This window comes from Urbifossiella limnaea, assembly GCF_007747215.1.
GTDB lineage: Bacteria > Planctomycetota > Planctomycetia > Gemmatales > Gemmataceae > Urbifossiella > Urbifossiella limnaea.
This window is the reverse complement of sequence record NZ_CP036273.1, coordinates 4,353,379-4,369,070: the sequence shown is the minus strand read 5'-3', so window position 1 is coordinate 4,369,070 and position 15,692 is coordinate 4,353,379. Positions and strand designations below refer to the sequence as shown.

Genomic DNA, 15,692 nt, shown 5'->3' with positions numbered 1-15,692 from the left:
CCGGCGCGTCACAATAGGTACGACCGGTACGCCTCCCCCGGGGCTCCACTCATGCTCGGGCTCGTCCTCACCGCAGCCATCGCACCCGCCGCCCCGCCGGTCGATCCGGACCCCAAGCACCTCGCGGTGCCGCCGGCCGAGCAGGCCCGGGCCGCGGCTCTCGTCGAAAAGCTCGGCAGCCCGCGGTTCGACGACCGCGAGAAGGCACAAGAAGAACTGTCGGCGATGGGCCGCCGGGCCGTGCCGGCGCTGGCCGAGGGGATCACAAAGCACGCCAGCGCCGAGGTCCGCGCCCGCTGCCAGGCGCTCTACCCGCGCGCCCGCGCCGACGACGTTCAGGCCCGGCTCGCGGTGTTCGTCGCCGACGAGGCCGGAAAGTTTGAGCACGACTTGCCGGGCTGGGGCGAGTTCCTGCAGGTCACCGCCGGGTGCGGCCCCGCGGCGCGGACGGTGTTCGCCGAGATCGTCAGCAATCCCGTGGGCCGCGAGTTGGTGATGACCGACCTGGCGCCGCAAGACCTCGGCGCCCGCATCGCCGCCCGGAAGCAGGAGATTTACCAGCGGCGACTCACCGGCACGCGCACCGGCCAGGTGCAGGAGCCGCCCGTGGTCGAACTGCTGGCGCTGATGCTGGCCGAGTCGCGGATCCCCTCGAAGCACATCCCGCGGACCACGAGCAGCGTGATCGTGTTCACCATGCCCGGGTTCGCCACGGCGGTGAACGGCGGCGGCCGCGAGGCCCGGGTGTACCGCACCATCGCCGGCAAGTGGGTCGCCAGCCGCGACGACGCAACGGTCATGATGCAGGCGCTGTCGGTGGGTACGGCGCTGGAACTGCCAGAGGTCGCCGACCTGGGCGCCCGGATGCTGCAGACGGCAGGCGTCACCGCGCTCAACAAGGCGCAGGCGGCCATGCACGTCGCCAAGTCCGGCAACCCGAAGTTCCTGCCGGCGCTGGAAGCGACGTTCAAGGACGAGTCGGTCGTGCGCTCGGTCGGGGTCGTGGTAGCGGCGCCGCTCGCCGCCCCGGTCCCACCCCAGGCAGCCACGAAGGTGGTTCAACTGCGCGACATCGCCCTCGCCTCAGCCATCCTGCTGACGGAGCAAGACCCGACCGAGTACGGGTACGAGCTGTCGAACAACCCGCAGCGGACGGCCCGCTACAATTACACGCTGTGGACGCTCCCCGCGGACCGGCGGGCGGCGGCGTTCGCGAAGTGGACGACGTGGCGGGCGGCGAACCCCGACTTCGGTCAGCTTCGGTAGCACTCCCGGAGTTTCCCATGCCTCGGCTGTGGGCGGTGCTGGTGGTGGCGGGCGCGGCGGTCGTGGGGACCGGCCGCGCCGACGAGCCCGCGCCCGCGGTCGACATTCCGGCCGAGCAACTGGCGAAGGCCCGGCTGCTGGTCCGGCAACTCGGCAGCCCGTCGTACCAGGCCCGCGAGGAGGCTTCGGCCGAACTCGCCAAGCTCGGACGCGCCGCCCGCCCGGCGCTACTAGAAGCCGTGGCCGGGTCGCCGGACTACGAAGTCCGCGCCCGCGCCGCGCGCCTCTTGCCGCGGGCCGAAGCCGCCGACCTGCAGCTCCGCATCGACGCCTTCGTCGCCGACGCCGACGGCAAGAAAACTCACGACCTGCCGGGCTGGGACCAGTTCCGCGAGCAGGTCGGTAATGACCGCCCGAGCCGGGCGCTCTTCGCCGAGCTGATGAAGGCGCCCGAAAACCGCGAAGTGCTGACGGCCGTCGCCGGGTCGAAGCGGGAGGGCGGCATCGCCGTCGGCAACCGGCGGCTGGCGGTGTACCTGGCGGAGCAGCCGAACGCCTTCGGCCGCGTTGGGTTCGGCCCCATCCCGCAGCCGAAGCAGCCGACGCTCGCCGACATCGCCACCGTGCTGTTCGGCGAGACGGTGATCCCCTCGGCGGACATCCCGCGGGCGGGGCCGTTCACGTTCATCAACGGAGCCATGCTGGCGCAGAAGCCTCAGTCGTTGCAGGTCGCTACGAACCCGACCGGCCACGCGCACGGCGAGGCCTACAAGAAGCTGTTGCTGCGGTGGGTCGACACCCGCAGCAGCCCGGAGGATTTGAGTCAGTTGGTGAACACGTACCCGAACCTCAGTCAGGTGAGGGACATGACCCCGATCCTGCGGCGGGCGGCGACGGCCGACGGCGTGCAGGGCATGTCCCGCGGGCAGTCGTTGACGTTCCTGGTGCAGCGGAACAAGAAGGCCGAGCACCCGTTCCTGAAGGCCCAGTTGAAGAACGAGACGCTGGTCGGGGCGGTGTATCTGGGGCAGAACCCCAACGGCCAACCGATCCAGGCGAACTGCCAGCTGCGCGACGTGGCACTGGCGCTGCTGATCGCCGAGACGGGTCAGAACCTGCACGAGTACGGGTTCCAGACGGCCCCCGGGGCGAACCTGAACCCGGTCCAGAACCCGTACCCGACGTACGCATTCATGGCCGATGAGGACCGCGACCGGGCGCAGCGGAAGTGGGCCGAGTGGGAGGCGAAGCACCCGATCCCGGCGTACGACCCTGGGCCTCCGGCGAAGAAGTGACTGAACGCCGCTCGCGACACCGCGGGCGGCGAAACCGGCTCAGCCCATCAGCGTGCGGAACTCCTCGAAGAGGTAACTGCTGTCGTGCGGGCCGGCCGCGGCTTCAGGGTGGTACTGTACGCTGAATGCCCGTAGCCCCGTGTGCCGAAGCCCCTCGAGCGTCTGGTCATTCAGGTTCACGTGCGTCGGCTCGGCACCCGCCGGCAGCGTCGAAGGGTCCACCGAGAAGCCGTGGTTCTGCGTCGTGATCTCCACCTTGCCCGTCCGCCGGTCCAGCACCGGCTGGTTCGCCCCGCGGTGGCCGAACTTCAACTTGAACGTCTTCGCCCCCAGCGCCAGTCCGAGCAGTTGATGACCCAGGCAGATGCCGAACACCGGCTTCTTGCCGAGTACGCCCTTCACCGCGTCGATGGCGTAGCCGACCGCGGCCGGGTCGCCGGGGCCGTTCGACAGAAAGATGCCGTCCGGGTCGTAACTCAGGATTTCGTCGGCCGTCGCGGTGCCGGGCACGACGGTCACCTTGCACCCGACCTGCGTCAGGCAGCGGAGGATGTTCCACTTCATGCCGTAATCAACGGCGACGACGTGCCGGTCGGCGGGCCGCGCCGGCAGCACGTGCTCGGCGAACCGGCCGAATCCCTCGGTCCAGGTGAACGGCTTTGGCGGCACCACCTCGCGAACCAGGTCGCGGCCGGCCATCCCGGGAAAGGCCTTCGCCTTCGCCACCAGCTTGGCGTCGTCCGACTCCGTCGCCGACAGCACGCCGTTCATCGCCCCACGGACGCGGAGCCGGCGGACGAGTGCCCGCGTGTCGATCCCCTCGATGCCGGTGACGCCGGCCGCGCGAAGGTAGCCGTCGAGGTCGCGGGTGCTGCGGAAGTTGCTCGGCACCTGCGTGAGCTCGCGGACGACGAACCCGGCCACCCTCACTCGGTCGGACTCGGCGTCGAGGGCGGTGGTGCCGTAGTTGCCCATCAGCGGGTACGTCATGGTGACGATTTGGCCCGTGTAGCTGGGGTCGGTGAGGATTTCCTGGTAGCCGGTCATGCTGGTGTTAAACACGACTTCGCCGGCCGATTCGGCGGCGGCGCCGAACGCCCGGCCGGTGTACACGGTGCCGTCTTCCAGGGCCAGTTTCGCTTGCATTTCCGGGTGGGGTTCGGGGTGCGGGGCGCAAACCAGACCAATCTTAGTGGTTTGGCGCACGGCGGCGAGCCGTCGGTTCGAGTAAGATGGGAACTACTCCGGGGCGTGCGTTGTCAGAACCGGTAGGCCAACAGGTTGCGCCGCCCGGCGTGAAGCTGCGAGCGGCAACCGAACTCGAGTACCTGACCGCATGGCACCCCCGCTCGACCGTCGCAAGTTCCTCGGCACTGCCGCCACCCTGTCGCTCCCCGCGAGCAGCTACGCCGCCGTCGCCGGTAGCAACGACCGGCTGCGCGTCGGCTTCGTCGGGTGCGGCGGCCGCGCCCAGGCCCACATCGACCTCGTGGCCCGCTTCGCGCGCGAAGGGAAGGGCGTCGTCCCCGTCGCCGTGTGCGACGTGTGGGACGGCCTCGACGACGAGTACGACGTGGTCTTCGGCGGCAAGACGACGCGCCGCAAGTACTCGCAAGGGCTTTACCCCTCAGCCCGCAAGTTCGGCCTCGACCCCGCCGACGCCGGCCGCGTCACCAAGGATTACCGCCGCGTCCTGGACCGCGCCGATGTCGATGTGGTGGTGATCGCCACGCCCGACCACTGGCACGGCAAGATGACCGTCGACGCCGTCCGCGCCGGCAAGGACGTGCTGGTCGAAGCGCCGTTCGTGCGCCGCGCCGAGGAAGCCGTGGCAGTCGTGGACGCCTGGCGGCACACCGGCCGCGTCGTCACCGTCGGCGTTCAGGGGATGGCCGACGCGGTGTGGGTCCGGGCCTTCGACGCGATCCGTACCGGCACCCTCGGCCACGTCGGCCACGCCCAGACCGGTGCCTTCCGCAACGACGCCCGCGGCCAGTGGCGCTACTACCGCCTGGCGCGCGAGATGACGCCGCGGACGGTCGACTGGGACCGGTTTCTCGGGCACCGCGTGGAGTTCGCCGGGAAGCCGCTCGGCCCGTCGCCGAAGGAACTGCCGTTCGACCGCGCCGCGTTCGCGCAGTGGCGCTGCGTTCGCGAGCTGAGCGGCGGCCCGCTCTCCGACTTACTGTGCCATCCCGTTACGCACATGGTCGCGGCGCTCGGCGTGCGCGAGCCGGCACGCGTGACCGCCGGCGGCGGCATCGTGCTCGAAGCCGACGGCCGCAGCGTCCCGGACGTGGCGACGGTCGTCGCCGACTACGACGAGGGCCTGCAACTCGTGGCGACGGCCGCGACCGTGAGCGGTTTCCCGACGGACGAGCTCGTTCGCGGCCGGCTCGGGGCGCTGCGGTTCGTCCGCGGCGGTTTCCAGTTGTTCCGTGACGACCCGCACCGCGGCGCCAGCTACCCGGCCCGCTCTCCGCGGTCGCCGGAGCCGACGAGTGTGGTGACGGTCGAGCCGCCGCGGAACGAGACGGAAGCGCTGTGGGAGAATTTCCTGGAGTGCGTGGGTGCGCGACGGCAATCGACGTTCTGCCCGCCGGACCTGGCCGCGGTCGGGGCGACGGTGTGCGCGATGGCCGAGGCAAGCGTCTGGGCCGGTAACGCGCCCGTGTACTGGGACCGTGAGCGCCGGGAGGTGGCGGCAGCGAGCGGCGACTGGGCCGAGCGCTGGGTCAAGCGCAGCGCGGGTCGGACGCCGCCGGGGACGATCGCCGGATGGTCCGGTTCAGACTCCGGCCGCACACTGTTCCCGCCTGCCGATCAGAAGCTGGCCGGGTCGTGGAAGAACGGCCGCGATCCTGCGGGATGATGCGGGCTGCCGCAAGGCTTATTCCCGTCGAGAGTTGCTACGAGTCGGGCGGTTGCTCTCGCGGATGCACTTGTTTCCGCGACCCGGCCCACGCTCCGCGGAAACAAAAATCCGGATGAGAATCATCGCGGTTGCAGGTCTGCGGTCCGCCACAGCAGCACCGCCGGCCCGTGCTCCATTGCCGCCGCCAGGAACGCCCCGTCGGCGGAGACGGCGAGCGATCGGATGCTGAGCGTCTGAATCCAGCCGCGCTCGCGGCGCGTCTCCGTGTCGTAAAGTCGCAGGCCGTCCGCGGCGCCGACGGCGAGCGTCTTTCCGTCGGCGAAGAAGACCAAGGCGGTCGCCGGCGCCGGCCGCGGCCGCCACAGCAAGTGATGCATCCCTCCAGTCACATCACTGAGCGTCAGCGACTTGCTATCGGACATGGCCTGTAGACGGCCGTCCACAGTCTCGGCCGTCACCCACGGCTCGGCCGAGCCGATCTCCTGCACCATCGCCCGGTCGCCCGTCAGGTCGCGGAAATACCTCTTGCCCTCGCGATCCTCGCTGAGCGTCCGGTCGCTCATGAACCGTAGGCCTGTCACCTTTCCGCCCGGCTCGGTAAGCGTGGCGAGCAGCTTCCCCGTGTCGGCCTCCCAAAGCGTCACCGCCGCCGCCTGCACGTTAGCCGCGGCGACAGTCTTGCCGTCCGGCGACACTGCCGCCTTGAACCCCCAGCGCTTGCGGCCGTCGGTCGGCGCCGGCGGCTCGATTGCGGTACGGACCGTACCCTTGTCCACGTCCCACACGCGGATCACGCCGTCGCCGTGGGCCGTCACCAGGACGCGGCCGGCCCGCGACCAGACGGCCGAGAGCGAGTCGCGCGGCGCGTCCGAGGGATTCTTGATGTCCCACATCAACTCCATGGGCGTGGCGTCGAGCGGCTGTGGCTGGAAACGGTGTTGCGCGACCGGCCGGCCGCCGATCAGAAGCGGGCCGTCGAGGTTCCAGCGCACGGTCTGGCCGTCCGTGGGCGACGGGAAGGCGGTGCCGTTCACGAACGGTATTCGGTGGCGTAACTCGAACCGGTCGCTGCCGCGACGCACGGTAAGCCCGTCCGCCCCGTGCGACGCCTGGAACGGCTCGCTCCCAGGCCGGTGCTCGATCTCGACTGGCACCTCGTCGAGTCGTTCTTTCCAGACAGCCACCTCCGGGGCGGCCGGTCCGGTGACGGGTACCTGGAAGAGCTGCCACAGGGTCGCCGCGACGATGCCGCAGACGAGCATCGCGGGGACGAGCATCAGGCTAACGCGACGCACGGCGGTCCTCCCGTTCACCGGCTAGGATATGCGTGGAGGGCACCATGTTCCCGGTGACGCTTGACCTGGCTGGCCGGACGGTGGTCGTCGTCGGATACGGGGCCGTTGGCCGGCGTAAGGCGGCGACCGCGGCGGCGGCGGGGGCGCACGTCGTCGTCGTGGATCCCGCCGTCAGCTCGGTCACGGGAGTACCCGGCCTCGCAATACGGTGTGAGAATTATGCTCCGCACCAGCTCAGCGGTGCGGCGCTGGTGTTCGCCTGCGCAACTCCCGAGGTCAACGCCCGGGTCGTCGCCGACGGTCGAACCCGCGGCATCTGGGTGAACTCCGCCACAAACCCGACCGACGGCGACTTCACGCTCCCCGCCGTCCACGCGGCCGGTCGGCTGACGCTCGCCGTCGCCACCGGCGGCGCCTCACCCGCACTCGCCCGGCGCGTCCGCGACCAACTCGCCGATCAGTTCGACGCCACTTTTGAGGCGTGGGTTGAACTCCTCAACGAGGTCCGTGGCCAGGTGTTTGTGACGGTCAGCGACCCGGCCCGGCGTCGCGTTCTGCTCGACGGCTTCGCCGACTGGCCGTGGCTCGATCGACTTCGCTCCGAGGGCGCCGAGGCGGTCCGGGCCGCGATGATAGAGGTAGTGCGGGGCGGATGAGCGGGTTACGCCGGTCGTAACGGCAGTCGGCGCACCGCTCCGCGTGTTCGTAAGTGGTACCGCTTCTCTCAGCCGCTACAATGTCCCCAGTCTCCCCAGCCCTCAATCCTTCTCTACCCCTACGAGGCGGTATGACTGCGCGGCTCCTGTTCGCGGCGGTCGTGGCGGCGATGACGGCATTGCTCCCGGCGGCTTACTCGCAAGAGAAAAAGGGTGGCCCCCCCACCGACGGGCCGCCGAAGGGCAAGACGCCGTTCACCCCGCCCAAGTCCGGCGACCTCAAGAAGTACGACGAGGTCGTCACCAAGGAAACGAAGACGCAGGCGGGCGTTTTCGCCGTCCACCAGATCGGCGAGAAGGTGATGTTTGAGATCCCACAGGACGCCTTCGGCAAGCTGATGCTCTGGCAGGCCGAGGTGGCCAAAGGTCCGGGCGGCAGCAGCTGGGGCGGCGCCGGCCTCGGCGACGAGGTGCTGAAGTGGGAGCGCCGCGGCAACAAGGTCTACCTCTGGAAGGTCGGCTTTAAAAAGCGGGCCACCGGCAAGGCCGTCCAGGCCGCCGTCGAGGCCAGCAGCACCGACAGCATCATCGCCATGTTCAACGTCGAGGCCGAGGGGAAGGACCGGTCGGCCGTCATCACGGTCACGAACCTCTTCCTCAGCGGCCTGGCTGACCTTTCGCTGTCGCGTGCCGGCGGCGGCGGCAGCGGGATCGACGAACTCCGGTCGTACATCAGTGACGTGAAGGCGTTCCCGATGAATATCGAGGCCCGGTCGCTGCTGACGTTCCGCGGCGGCGGTGGCGGTGGGCTCGGCAGCCCGCTGGGCGGTGGCGGTGGCGGCAAGAGCACCACGGCGCTCGTCCACCAGAGCCTCGTGATGCTGCCGGAGACGCCGATGATGGGGCGCTACTTCGACCCGCGCGTCGGCTACTTCACCGAGTCGTTCACCGACTACTCGCACCCGCGCGGGTGGGCCGAAGGCCGCGAGTTCATCACCCGCTACCGGCTGGAGAAGAAGGACCCCGCGGCCGAGGTCAGCGAGCCGGTCAAGCCGATCACGTTTTACCTCAGCCGAGAAGTGCCGGAGCAGTGGCGGCCGTACCTGAAGAAGGGCGTCGAGGACTGGAAGCCGGTGTTCGAGAAGGCCGGGTTCAAGAATGCCATCGTCTGCAAGGACGCCCCGACCCCGGCCGAGGACCCGAACTGGGACCCCGAGGACGCCCGGCACTCCGTCATCCGGTGGGTGGCTGAGCCGGTCGCCAACGCGATGGGGCCGCACGTCCACGACCCGCGGAGCGGCGAGATCATCTCGTCGCACATCGTCTTCTGGCACGACATCGCCAAGCTCACGCAGATGTGGTACTTCGTGCAGTGCAGCGGGGTGGACGCGAAGGCCCGCCAGCTGCCGCTGCCGCAAGACCTGACCGGCGAGCTGATCCGGTACGTCGCCGCGCACGAGGTCGGGCACACGCTCGGGCTGCGGCACAACCACCGGGCGAGCCAGGCGTACAGCATCGCGCAGCTGCGCGACCCGGCGTTCACCGCGAAGAACGGCAGCGTGGCGTCGATCATGTCCTACGGCCGCTACAACTACGTGGCCCAGCCCGAGGACGGCGTCAAGTCGCTGATCCCGGTGATGGCGCCGTACGACTTCTTCGCCATCAACTGGGGCTACCGGCCGATCCCCGAGGCGTCGTCGCCCGAGGCCGAGCGGGCCAAGCTCGACGAGTGGGCCGCGAAGCAGATCGAAGACCCGTTCCTCCGCTTTGGCGGCGAAGACGGCCCGAGCCAGGTGGACCCCACGGTGCTGACCGAGAACATCGGCAGCGACCCGATCGGGGCCACGGCGATGGGGCTGAAGAACCTCGACCGGGTGATGGACCACCTCGTGAAGGCGACCACCACGAAGGGCGAGGACTACAAGCTACTGGAGGATACGTACAAGGAAGTGCTCGGGCACCGCAGCCGGTGGCTGAGCGCCGTCGCCAAGCAGGTCGGCGGCGTGGTCGAGAACCGCACGCTGGCCGGCCGCGGCGACATCACGTTCGTCCGCGTCCCGGCCGACAAGCAGGCCGCGGCGGTGAAATTCCTGCTCGACAACGCCTTCACCACGCCGACGAAGATCATCGACCCGAAGGTGGTGAACCAGTTCCGCTACACGGGCGTGGCCTCGGACGTGGCCTCCCAGCAGCGGGCGCTGCTGGGATCGCTGCTGGCCTCGACCCGCTTGGCCCGGCTGTTCGACGCCGAACTCCAGGACGGGGACAAGGCGTACACCGCGAGCCGGCTGGTGAACGAGTTGCAGGACGGCATCTTCAGCGAGCTGAAGGCGGCCGACCCGAAGATCGACCCGCTCCGACGGCAGCTGCAGCGGGGGTACATCGAAGTGCTGAAGAAGGAGTTCGTGGACGCCCCGGCTGCCGGCCCAGCGACGACGGGACCGGCCCCGAAGTTGCCGCTGATCGGCGACACTGCGCCCCGGGCGAGCGAGTTGCGGGCTGTGGGTCGGGTCGCTCTCCGGCGGCTGGAGACGCAGCTGGCCGCGGCCGCGCCAAAAGCGAAGGACGCCTCGACGGCCGCCCACCTTGAGGACGCGCTGGCCGAGGTCCGCGACATCCTGAAGGGCAAACAGTAAGCGCGTGACCACGGGCGAAGCCCGGGGACAGCCGTCCCCGGGCTTTCGTCATTTGGTGCCCCACACCACAACATTACCGGCGAGCCCTTGTGTGCCGGGTAGCGTGAGCAGAGCGTTGTCCATACGGGCTAATCCGCGCAGCAGCGGTAGGCCCGCACCCATGCGGTCGGCTCGCGCCAGGATGCGGAAGTAACGCCGCTTCAGATCCGGAAAGCGCTGCCGGATCACATCGAACTCCGCGTCGCGGAGTGGCTGCTCGTCGTCGGTCGCGTCCACCGCCACGGGCACCAGCCCGCGCAGTGCTTTCAGCCAGCCGGCGTATGCGACGGGTTCGCGGGCGATGAAGACGCCGCCGGGCCTGAGCCAGCGCCACACGCCGTCCATGACCGCGCCGAGTGAATCGGTTAAGTGGTGGAGGATAAGGTCGCACCACACCACGTCATAGGTGCCGGGATCGGCCAAGTCCTCGCGCGTGACGTCGGCTACGCGGAAGGTCACGTCCTGAGCGTTTGTGTCGGCCCGGCGGCGGGCCACGTCGATTGACACGGGCGAGATGTCGACGGCGTCCACGGCGGCCCCGCAGTACGCGAGCTGCACGGACGCCACGCCCTCGCCGCAGCCGACTTCGAGGACGCGCTTGCCGCGGAGGTCGCCGGCCAGGCGGAACATCAGTTCCTTGGCGAACAGGTGCGGGTGCCGCGGGGCCGCGTACCTCTCCAGGACGTCGCGGCTCATCGGCGTCACGGTGGTGGCCGACGCCACCCGGTCGAAGAAAGCCCGCTCCTGAGCGTAGTCCGTCGCCATCGTGCTCCCCCTCCGGTGACCACGGAGCGTACCCGCTTGACGACTACCCCGGCAACCCGAAGTGCGAATCGCGTCGCACCCCACGCCGCGGTAAACTGGCGGCGAGACGCCACACCCGGAGCCCGCCATGCGCAGCCTGTTCGCGCTCGTCCTCGCCCTCGCCCCGGTCCGCGCCGCGGCGGCCGAGCCGGTGCTCGAGGCCAAGGACGTCGACGCCGTCGTCGAGTCGGCACTCAAGGAGTTCCAGGCACCCGGTGCCGCGGTCGTGGTGGTGAAGGACGACAAGGTGATCCACCTGAAGGGCTACGGCGTCCGCCGGCTCGGCGGGGACGCGGCCGTCACGCCCGACACCGTCTTCCCGATCGCGTCGTGCTCGAAGCCGTTCACCGCGGCGCTGCTGGCGCAGCTCGTGGACGCCGGCAAGCTGAAGTGGGACGACCGCGTCTCCGACCACCTCGACCTGTTCCGCCTCTCCGACCCGCTGGCCGACCGTGAGGTCACGTTTCGCGACCTCCTCTCGCACCGCACCGGGATGCCGCGGCACGACATGCTGTGGGTCGCGTATACCGCCGACACGTCGGACCTGATCCGCCGCTGGGGCCGGGCCAAGTCGTCGACGTCGTTCCGCTCGACGTGGGAGTACGCGAACGTACCATTCACCACGGCCGGGGTCGTGGCCGGGAAGCTGAACGGCTCCGACTGGGCGGCCGCCGCGAAAGCCCGACTGTTCGACCCGCTCGGCATGGCGTCCACGAGCGGGACGGCGAAGGCCGGGCAGGCCGCGGCCGATCACGCCACGCCGCACTACCGCGGGTTCGACAGGTCGATCACGCCGATCATCTGGGACGACATCGACCACGCCGGCGGGGCCGGCTGCATCAACTCGACCGCCCGCGACATGGGCAACTGGCTACGGGCACAGCTCGCCGGCGGGAAGCTCGGCGACAAGGACGTCATCCCTGCCCGGCAGTTGAAGGAGATGCACAGCCCGCAGATGGTGGTGAAGACGGACGGGGCGTTCGCGCCGTTCTTCCCGGCCAAGAGCACGGCGTACGCCAGCTACGGCCTCGGCTGGTTCGTTCACGACTACCGCGGGCACAAGTGCGTGTCGCACGGCGGCACGCTGACCGGCTTCCGGGCGCAGTGCATGATGATCCCGGAAAAGAAGCTCGGCGTGTTCGTGGCGTGTAACCTCCGCCCATCGGCCCTGCCCGAGGTCGTAACGAAGTCCGTGCTCGACCGGGCGCTGGGCCTGCCCTTGGAGGACTGGGTGAAGTTCCACAAGGAGGGCTTCGCCCTCGCGGAACTGAACGTCATTAACGCCCGGGTGAAGCGCGACAAAGAACAGAAGAAGGACACAAAGCCGTCGCTTGCCCCGGAGAAATACGCGGGCCGGTACGAAGACCGCGCCTACGGCACTGCGGTGGTGGCGGAGGCCGACGGCAAACTGATGCTCCGCTGGGGCCGACTGGCGTTGCGGCTCGACCACTACCACTTCGACACGTTCACCGCGGTGCCAGTGGAGCCGCGCGATGAAGTGGTGTCGTTCGACCGGACGACACTGGACGTGCGGTTTCGCCTGGGCACGAACGGCGACGTGGAGGGGCTGACCTTTCTGGAGCAGGACTTCCGCCGCGAGGCGGGTAAGAAGTGACCCGCCTACGGTCGGTGACTCGCGGATCTCAGGATGGTCGCACCTGCCATCGTTTTTGGGCCGCCATTACGCTCGTTCCGAACGCGGTAGAATGGCGGTTCCCGCCGAGGACCATGCATGGCCTTGTCTGCCCGCCCAATCGGGTATTGTACCAACGTTCACCCCGGTCGCTCCGTAGCCGACGTGCTCGCCGGACTCGATCAGTACACGCTTCCGGTGCGCGAGGCGCTCGGCCGGCCGGTCGCCGCGGGGTTGTGGCTTGCCCGGCCGGTCGTCGATGAACTGCTCGCGTCGCCTGATCGGTTGCTGGAATTCGCCGCGCAACTCGCCGCCCGCCGACTGCCGTGTTACACCCTCAACGCGTTCCCCTACGGCGACTTCCACGCCGCCCGCGTCAAAGAACAGGTCTACCGCCCCGACTGGGGAGCGCCCGAGCGCGCCGACTACACGCGGAAGTGTGCCGCGGTGCTGGCCGTGCTCCTGCCGCCGGGTGAGGACGGCAGTATTTCGACGCTGCCGCTCGGCTTCAAAGGCTTCGACCACACCGCGGATTTTCGTTCCGCTTGCGCTCGCAACCTCGTCGGCGTTGCGCGTCACCTTCGCGAGTTGCGCGAGCGCACCGGGCGCACAATCCGCGTGGCGATCGAACCCGAGCCGTTTTGCCTGCTAGAAACTACGGCCGAAACGATCGAGTTCTTTGAGACGCTGTGGGCCGCGGCCGACTCGGACGAGAAACTCGTGCGCGAGCACGTCGGCGTCTGTTACGACGTGTGTCATCAGGCCGTCGAGTTCGAGGACGCGGGGGAGGCGGTCCGTACGCTCGCGCGGGCCGGCGTGCGTGTGAACAAGGTCCAGGTCAGCTGCGCGATCGAGCTGAAGAACCCCGGAACGAACGTCGCCGGCCGCGAGGTGCTTCGCACCTACGCCGAGCCTCGCTACCTGCACCAGGTGTTCGCCGGCGGCCCCGGCGGTGTCGTAGCGGCGGCCGCCGACCTGACCGACGCCCTCTGCACCGACCCGCCGCCGGCCTTCCGTGACGCAGCCGCATGGCGAGTCCACTTCCACGTCCCCGTCGACGCCGACCAACTCGGCCCACTCTGCACTACCAAGCCCGCCGTCCGCGAGTGCCTCGCCGCCGTGGCCGAACTACCGGAGGCGCCGCACGTCGAGGTCGAGACGTACACGTGGGAGGTGCTGCCGGGCGGGGCGATCGATTTGGTGGCCGGACTCGTCCGCGAGTTGACGGCGGTCGAGGATTGGAGCCGGGCGGACTAAGCAGGTCCGCAGAAGTTCTTTCGCAAGCGGCCCTATCGTGGTAGCCTCCCGGGTAGGGGAGGATGGCCGTGGACGCCTTGACGCTGACGTACTGGCAACGACGGCACCTGGGACAGCAACTCCGCTCCACCCGCGATGCCCGCGTGTACCGCCGCACCCTCGCGGTCCTGGGGGTCGCCGATGGGGAACCGGTCGCCTCCGTCGCCGGCCGGCTCCGGGTCACACTCCGGGCGGTCTACCACTGGGTCGCGACCTACGGCCGTGACCACGCCCCGGCGGCCCTCGCCGACCGCGACCGGTCCGGGCGGCCCCGCCTGCTGACCCCGTCGGACCGGGAGTTGCTCCGCGAACTCCTGGGCCGCTCTCCCCAGGAGGTGGGCTACTTCGCCGCCCAGTGGACCGTCCCGTTGCTCCGCGAGCACCTGACCCGCCGCACCGGCCGGCCGTTCTCCGACGACGCCCTCCGGCGGGAGTTGCAGCGGATGAGGTACAGCTGGAAGCGGTCCCGCTACACCCTCGACCCGGACCCCGAGTTCGGGGGGAAAAATAGAGGCGCATCCTGCGGCACATCCGGCGACTGCCGGCACGTAGCGTCGTCCTGGCGGAGGACGAGACCGACCTGCTGCTGTTCCCGCCGCTGCGGTCCGCCTGGTCGCCCCGGGGCCGGCCACGGTCAGCGCGTATCAGACTGCTGGTAATGTCAGGACTTCGTCGAGGAACTGTGTATTCATCAGGCAGCGAATCATCTTCCCCCGGATGCTGTCCTTGATGGGATGCCGCTTCAGTAGCGTGACGGCGAACCGCCGGAGCCAACTCAAGTTGTTCGCCAGCACCCGCTCGCGCGTCCGGCTCTCGTCCTCGCGGAACGTCACGTCCAAGACCCAGTGCATCGACTCGATGCCCCAGTGCGCCCGAACCGCCTCCCCGAAGCGTTTGCCGCTCAGGAACCGGCTCAGCATGTCGTACCGCACCTCGTCGCTCTGGGTCCCGTCGGCGTGCGTGGTGACCCGCACCGCCGTGCCGACGGCCTTGACCCACGGCCACTCCGCTCGGGCCGCAAAATCCGGCGGCACCTGGGCCACGAAGTAGAACCGCTCGTCACGCCGGCCGTGCCCGCGCTCGTCGGTCTCGTGGCGCCGGCGCTTGCGTGCCTCCAGTTCGCCGTCCAGGTGCTTCTCGACGACCGACCCGATGGCCTCGGCGAGCTTCGGCTGGTTGTCCTTCACGGCGATCACGAAGTCCCCGCCGCCGGCCACGACGTCCCGCGCGACGTCCTTCTGGCACCCCATCGCGTCGATCGTGACCACGGCCCTGGCGAGCTCGATCTGCTTCAGCAGGACGGGGATGGCAGTGATCTCGTTCGACTTCTCCTCGGTCGCGACCTGGCCCAACGCGACCCCGTGCTCGCTCGCCCAGGCGCTGACGACGTGCAGCGGACCCAGCCCGTTGGCCGCATCGTGGGACCGCCGGAGCGTCTTGCCGTCGATGGCGACCAGGCGGCCGGGGCCGCCCCCGGCGGGTGCCAGGGCGTCGGCGATCCACTCCTGGAAGCAGCGCTGGAAAGCCTCGGGCTGGAGGGCGATCAGCACCCGGCGGATGCAATCCCGTGAGGGGACGCCGTTGGGCAGCGTGAGGAACTCGTCGGGCCAATCCCGGCGGTTGGCGGCCCACCGGTGGATGGCGGTCGGGCCGTCGCACCCGCACACCAGGCCGCACACGGCGATCACCACGACGTCAACCAGGAGGTGCTTCCGGTTGCGGACGTGCCGGGGGTCGGACAACGACTCGAAGTAGGAGCCGATGGCTTCGACGTTGACCCTCGTGGTCGCCATGCCGGTGGCCCCTCGGTGAGCGGGGCGGTGCCGGGATGCCCCCGACGGTCGTGTGGCCCGACGGCCCCGGCCCCAGGCCCTGGTGTACGCCGATGCGGCCCCTC

12 protein-coding genes are annotated in these 15,692 nt (G+C 69.7%); 8 read left to right on the top strand and 4 right to left on the bottom strand.

Features of this window, described 5'->3' with window-relative positions; genetic code table 11:
• Positions 1-51: 51 nt before the first annotated feature.
• Both ETAA1_RS17915 and ETAA1_RS17910 read left to right on the top strand, forming a co-directional pair.
• Positions 52-1,266: a hypothetical protein gene (locus ETAA1_RS17915; RefSeq protein WP_145240823.1), complete on the top strand. Its 1,215-nt coding sequence runs from the start codon at positions 52-54 to the stop codon at positions 1,264-1,266.
• 17 nt (positions 1,267-1,283) lie between these two features.
• Positions 1,284-2,561 carry a hypothetical protein gene (locus ETAA1_RS17910; RefSeq protein ID WP_145240821.1) on the top strand — a complete coding sequence of 426 codons (1,278 nt, stop codon included), beginning with the start codon at positions 1,284-1,286 and terminating at the stop codon, positions 2,559-2,561.
• Between the two features lie 39 nt (positions 2,562-2,600).
• Here the strand turns inward: ETAA1_RS17910 and carA are convergent, their stop codons facing one another.
• The gene (carA, locus tag ETAA1_RS17905; protein ID WP_145240819.1) at positions 2,601-3,707 is read right to left on the bottom strand and encodes a glutamine-hydrolyzing carbamoyl-phosphate synthase small subunit; all 1,107 of its coding nucleotides are present in this window, start codon (positions 3,705-3,707) and stop codon (positions 2,601-2,603) included.
• Between the two features lie 190 nt (positions 3,708-3,897).
• Between carA and ETAA1_RS17900 the strand changes: the two genes are divergently transcribed.
• Complete coding sequence (locus tag ETAA1_RS17900) at positions 3,898-5,433, top strand: Gfo/Idh/MocA family protein (protein ID WP_145240817.1); 1,536 nt, start codon at positions 3,898-3,900, stop codon at positions 5,431-5,433.
• 122 nt (positions 5,434-5,555) lie between these two features.
• Here ETAA1_RS17900 and ETAA1_RS17895 read toward each other — a convergent pair whose 3' ends face one another.
• Entirely contained in the window at positions 5,556-6,731 is a 1,176-nt protein-coding gene (locus tag ETAA1_RS17895) for a WD40 repeat domain-containing protein (protein WP_145240815.1), read from the bottom strand.
• Positions 6,732-6,775: 44 nt separating this feature from the next.
• Between ETAA1_RS17895 and ETAA1_RS17890 the strand changes: the two genes are divergently transcribed.
• Together ETAA1_RS17890 and ETAA1_RS17885 are read left to right on the top strand one after the other, a co-directional pair.
• Positions 6,776-7,387, top strand: coding sequence for a precorrin-2 dehydrogenase/sirohydrochlorin ferrochelatase family protein (locus ETAA1_RS17890; protein ID WP_145240813.1), 612 nt, complete (start codon positions 6,776-6,778; stop codon positions 7,385-7,387).
• 131 nt (positions 7,388-7,518) lie between these two features.
• Complete coding sequence (locus ETAA1_RS17885; RefSeq protein WP_202920201.1) at positions 7,519-10,023, top strand: zinc-dependent metalloprotease; 2,505 nt, start codon at positions 7,519-7,521, stop codon at positions 10,021-10,023.
• 48 nt (positions 10,024-10,071) lie between these two features.
• On the opposite strand, the gene ETAA1_RS17880 is transcribed toward ETAA1_RS17885, so the two are convergent.
• Complete coding sequence (locus ETAA1_RS17880) at positions 10,072-10,827, bottom strand: class I SAM-dependent methyltransferase (protein ID WP_202920200.1); 756 nt, start codon at positions 10,825-10,827, stop codon at positions 10,072-10,074.
• A gap of 127 nt (positions 10,828-10,954) precedes the next feature.
• Between ETAA1_RS17880 and ETAA1_RS17875 the strand changes: the two genes are divergently transcribed.
• The 3 genes from ETAA1_RS17875 (at position 10,955) to ETAA1_RS17865 (ending at position 14,454) form a co-directional block, all read left to right on the top strand.
• Positions 10,955-12,481, top strand: coding sequence for a serine hydrolase (locus ETAA1_RS17875; protein WP_145240807.1), 1,527 nt, complete (start codon positions 10,955-10,957; stop codon positions 12,479-12,481).
• 117 nt (positions 12,482-12,598) lie between these two features.
• On the top strand, positions 12,599-13,756 hold the full coding sequence (gene eboE / locus ETAA1_RS17870; protein ID WP_145240805.1) for a metabolite traffic protein EboE: 1,158 nt from the start codon (positions 12,599-12,601) through the stop codon (positions 13,754-13,756).
• A 62-nt stretch (positions 13,757-13,818) separates the two neighbouring features.
• Entirely contained in the window at positions 13,819-14,454 is a 636-nt protein-coding gene (locus tag ETAA1_RS17865; protein ID WP_145240803.1) for a helix-turn-helix domain-containing protein, read from the top strand.
• Here ETAA1_RS17865 and ETAA1_RS17860 read toward each other — a convergent pair.
• Positions 14,440-15,588: an ISAs1 family transposase gene (locus ETAA1_RS17860; RefSeq protein WP_145240801.1), complete on the bottom strand. Its 1,149-nt coding sequence runs from the start codon at positions 15,586-15,588 to the stop codon at positions 14,440-14,442. The two genes, ETAA1_RS17865 and ETAA1_RS17860, sit on opposite strands and share 15 nt — an antisense overlap.
• Positions 15,589-15,692: the final 104 nt, after the last annotated feature.

Bases quoted from the DNA above. Each gene is read 5' to 3' on its own strand.
- ETAA1_RS17900 (WP_145240817.1), top strand. From the start codon at position 3,898: ATGGCACCCCCGCTCGACCGTCGCAAGTTCCTCGGCACTGCCGCCACC.
- ETAA1_RS17915 (WP_145240823.1), top strand. From the start codon at position 52: ATGCTCGGGCTCGTCCTCACCGCAGCCATCGCACCCGCCGCCCCGCCG.
- carA (WP_145240819.1), bottom strand. From the start codon at position 3,707: ATGCAAGCGAAACTGGCCCTGGAAGACGGCACCGTGTACACCGGCCGG.
- ETAA1_RS17860 (WP_145240801.1), bottom strand. From the start codon at position 15,588: ATGGCGACCACGAGGGTCAACGTCGAAGCCATCGGCTCCTACTTCGAG.
- ETAA1_RS17910 (WP_145240821.1), top strand. From the start codon at position 1,284: ATGCCTCGGCTGTGGGCGGTGCTGGTGGTGGCGGGCGCGGCGGTCGTG.
- eboE (WP_145240805.1), top strand. From the start codon at position 12,599: ATGGCCTTGTCTGCCCGCCCAATCGGGTATTGTACCAACGTTCACCCC.
- ETAA1_RS17890 (WP_145240813.1), top strand. From the start codon at position 6,776: ATGTTCCCGGTGACGCTTGACCTGGCTGGCCGGACGGTGGTCGTCGTC.
- ETAA1_RS17875 (WP_145240807.1), top strand. From the start codon at position 10,955: ATGCGCAGCCTGTTCGCGCTCGTCCTCGCCCTCGCCCCGGTCCGCGCC.
- ETAA1_RS17880 (WP_202920200.1), bottom strand. From the start codon at position 10,827: ATGGCGACGGACTACGCTCAGGAGCGGGCTTTCTTCGACCGGGTGGCG.
- ETAA1_RS17865 (WP_145240803.1), top strand. From the start codon at position 13,819: ATGGCCGTGGACGCCTTGACGCTGACGTACTGGCAACGACGGCACCTG.
- ETAA1_RS17885 (WP_202920201.1), top strand. From the start codon at position 7,519: ATGACTGCGCGGCTCCTGTTCGCGGCGGTCGTGGCGGCGATGACGGCA.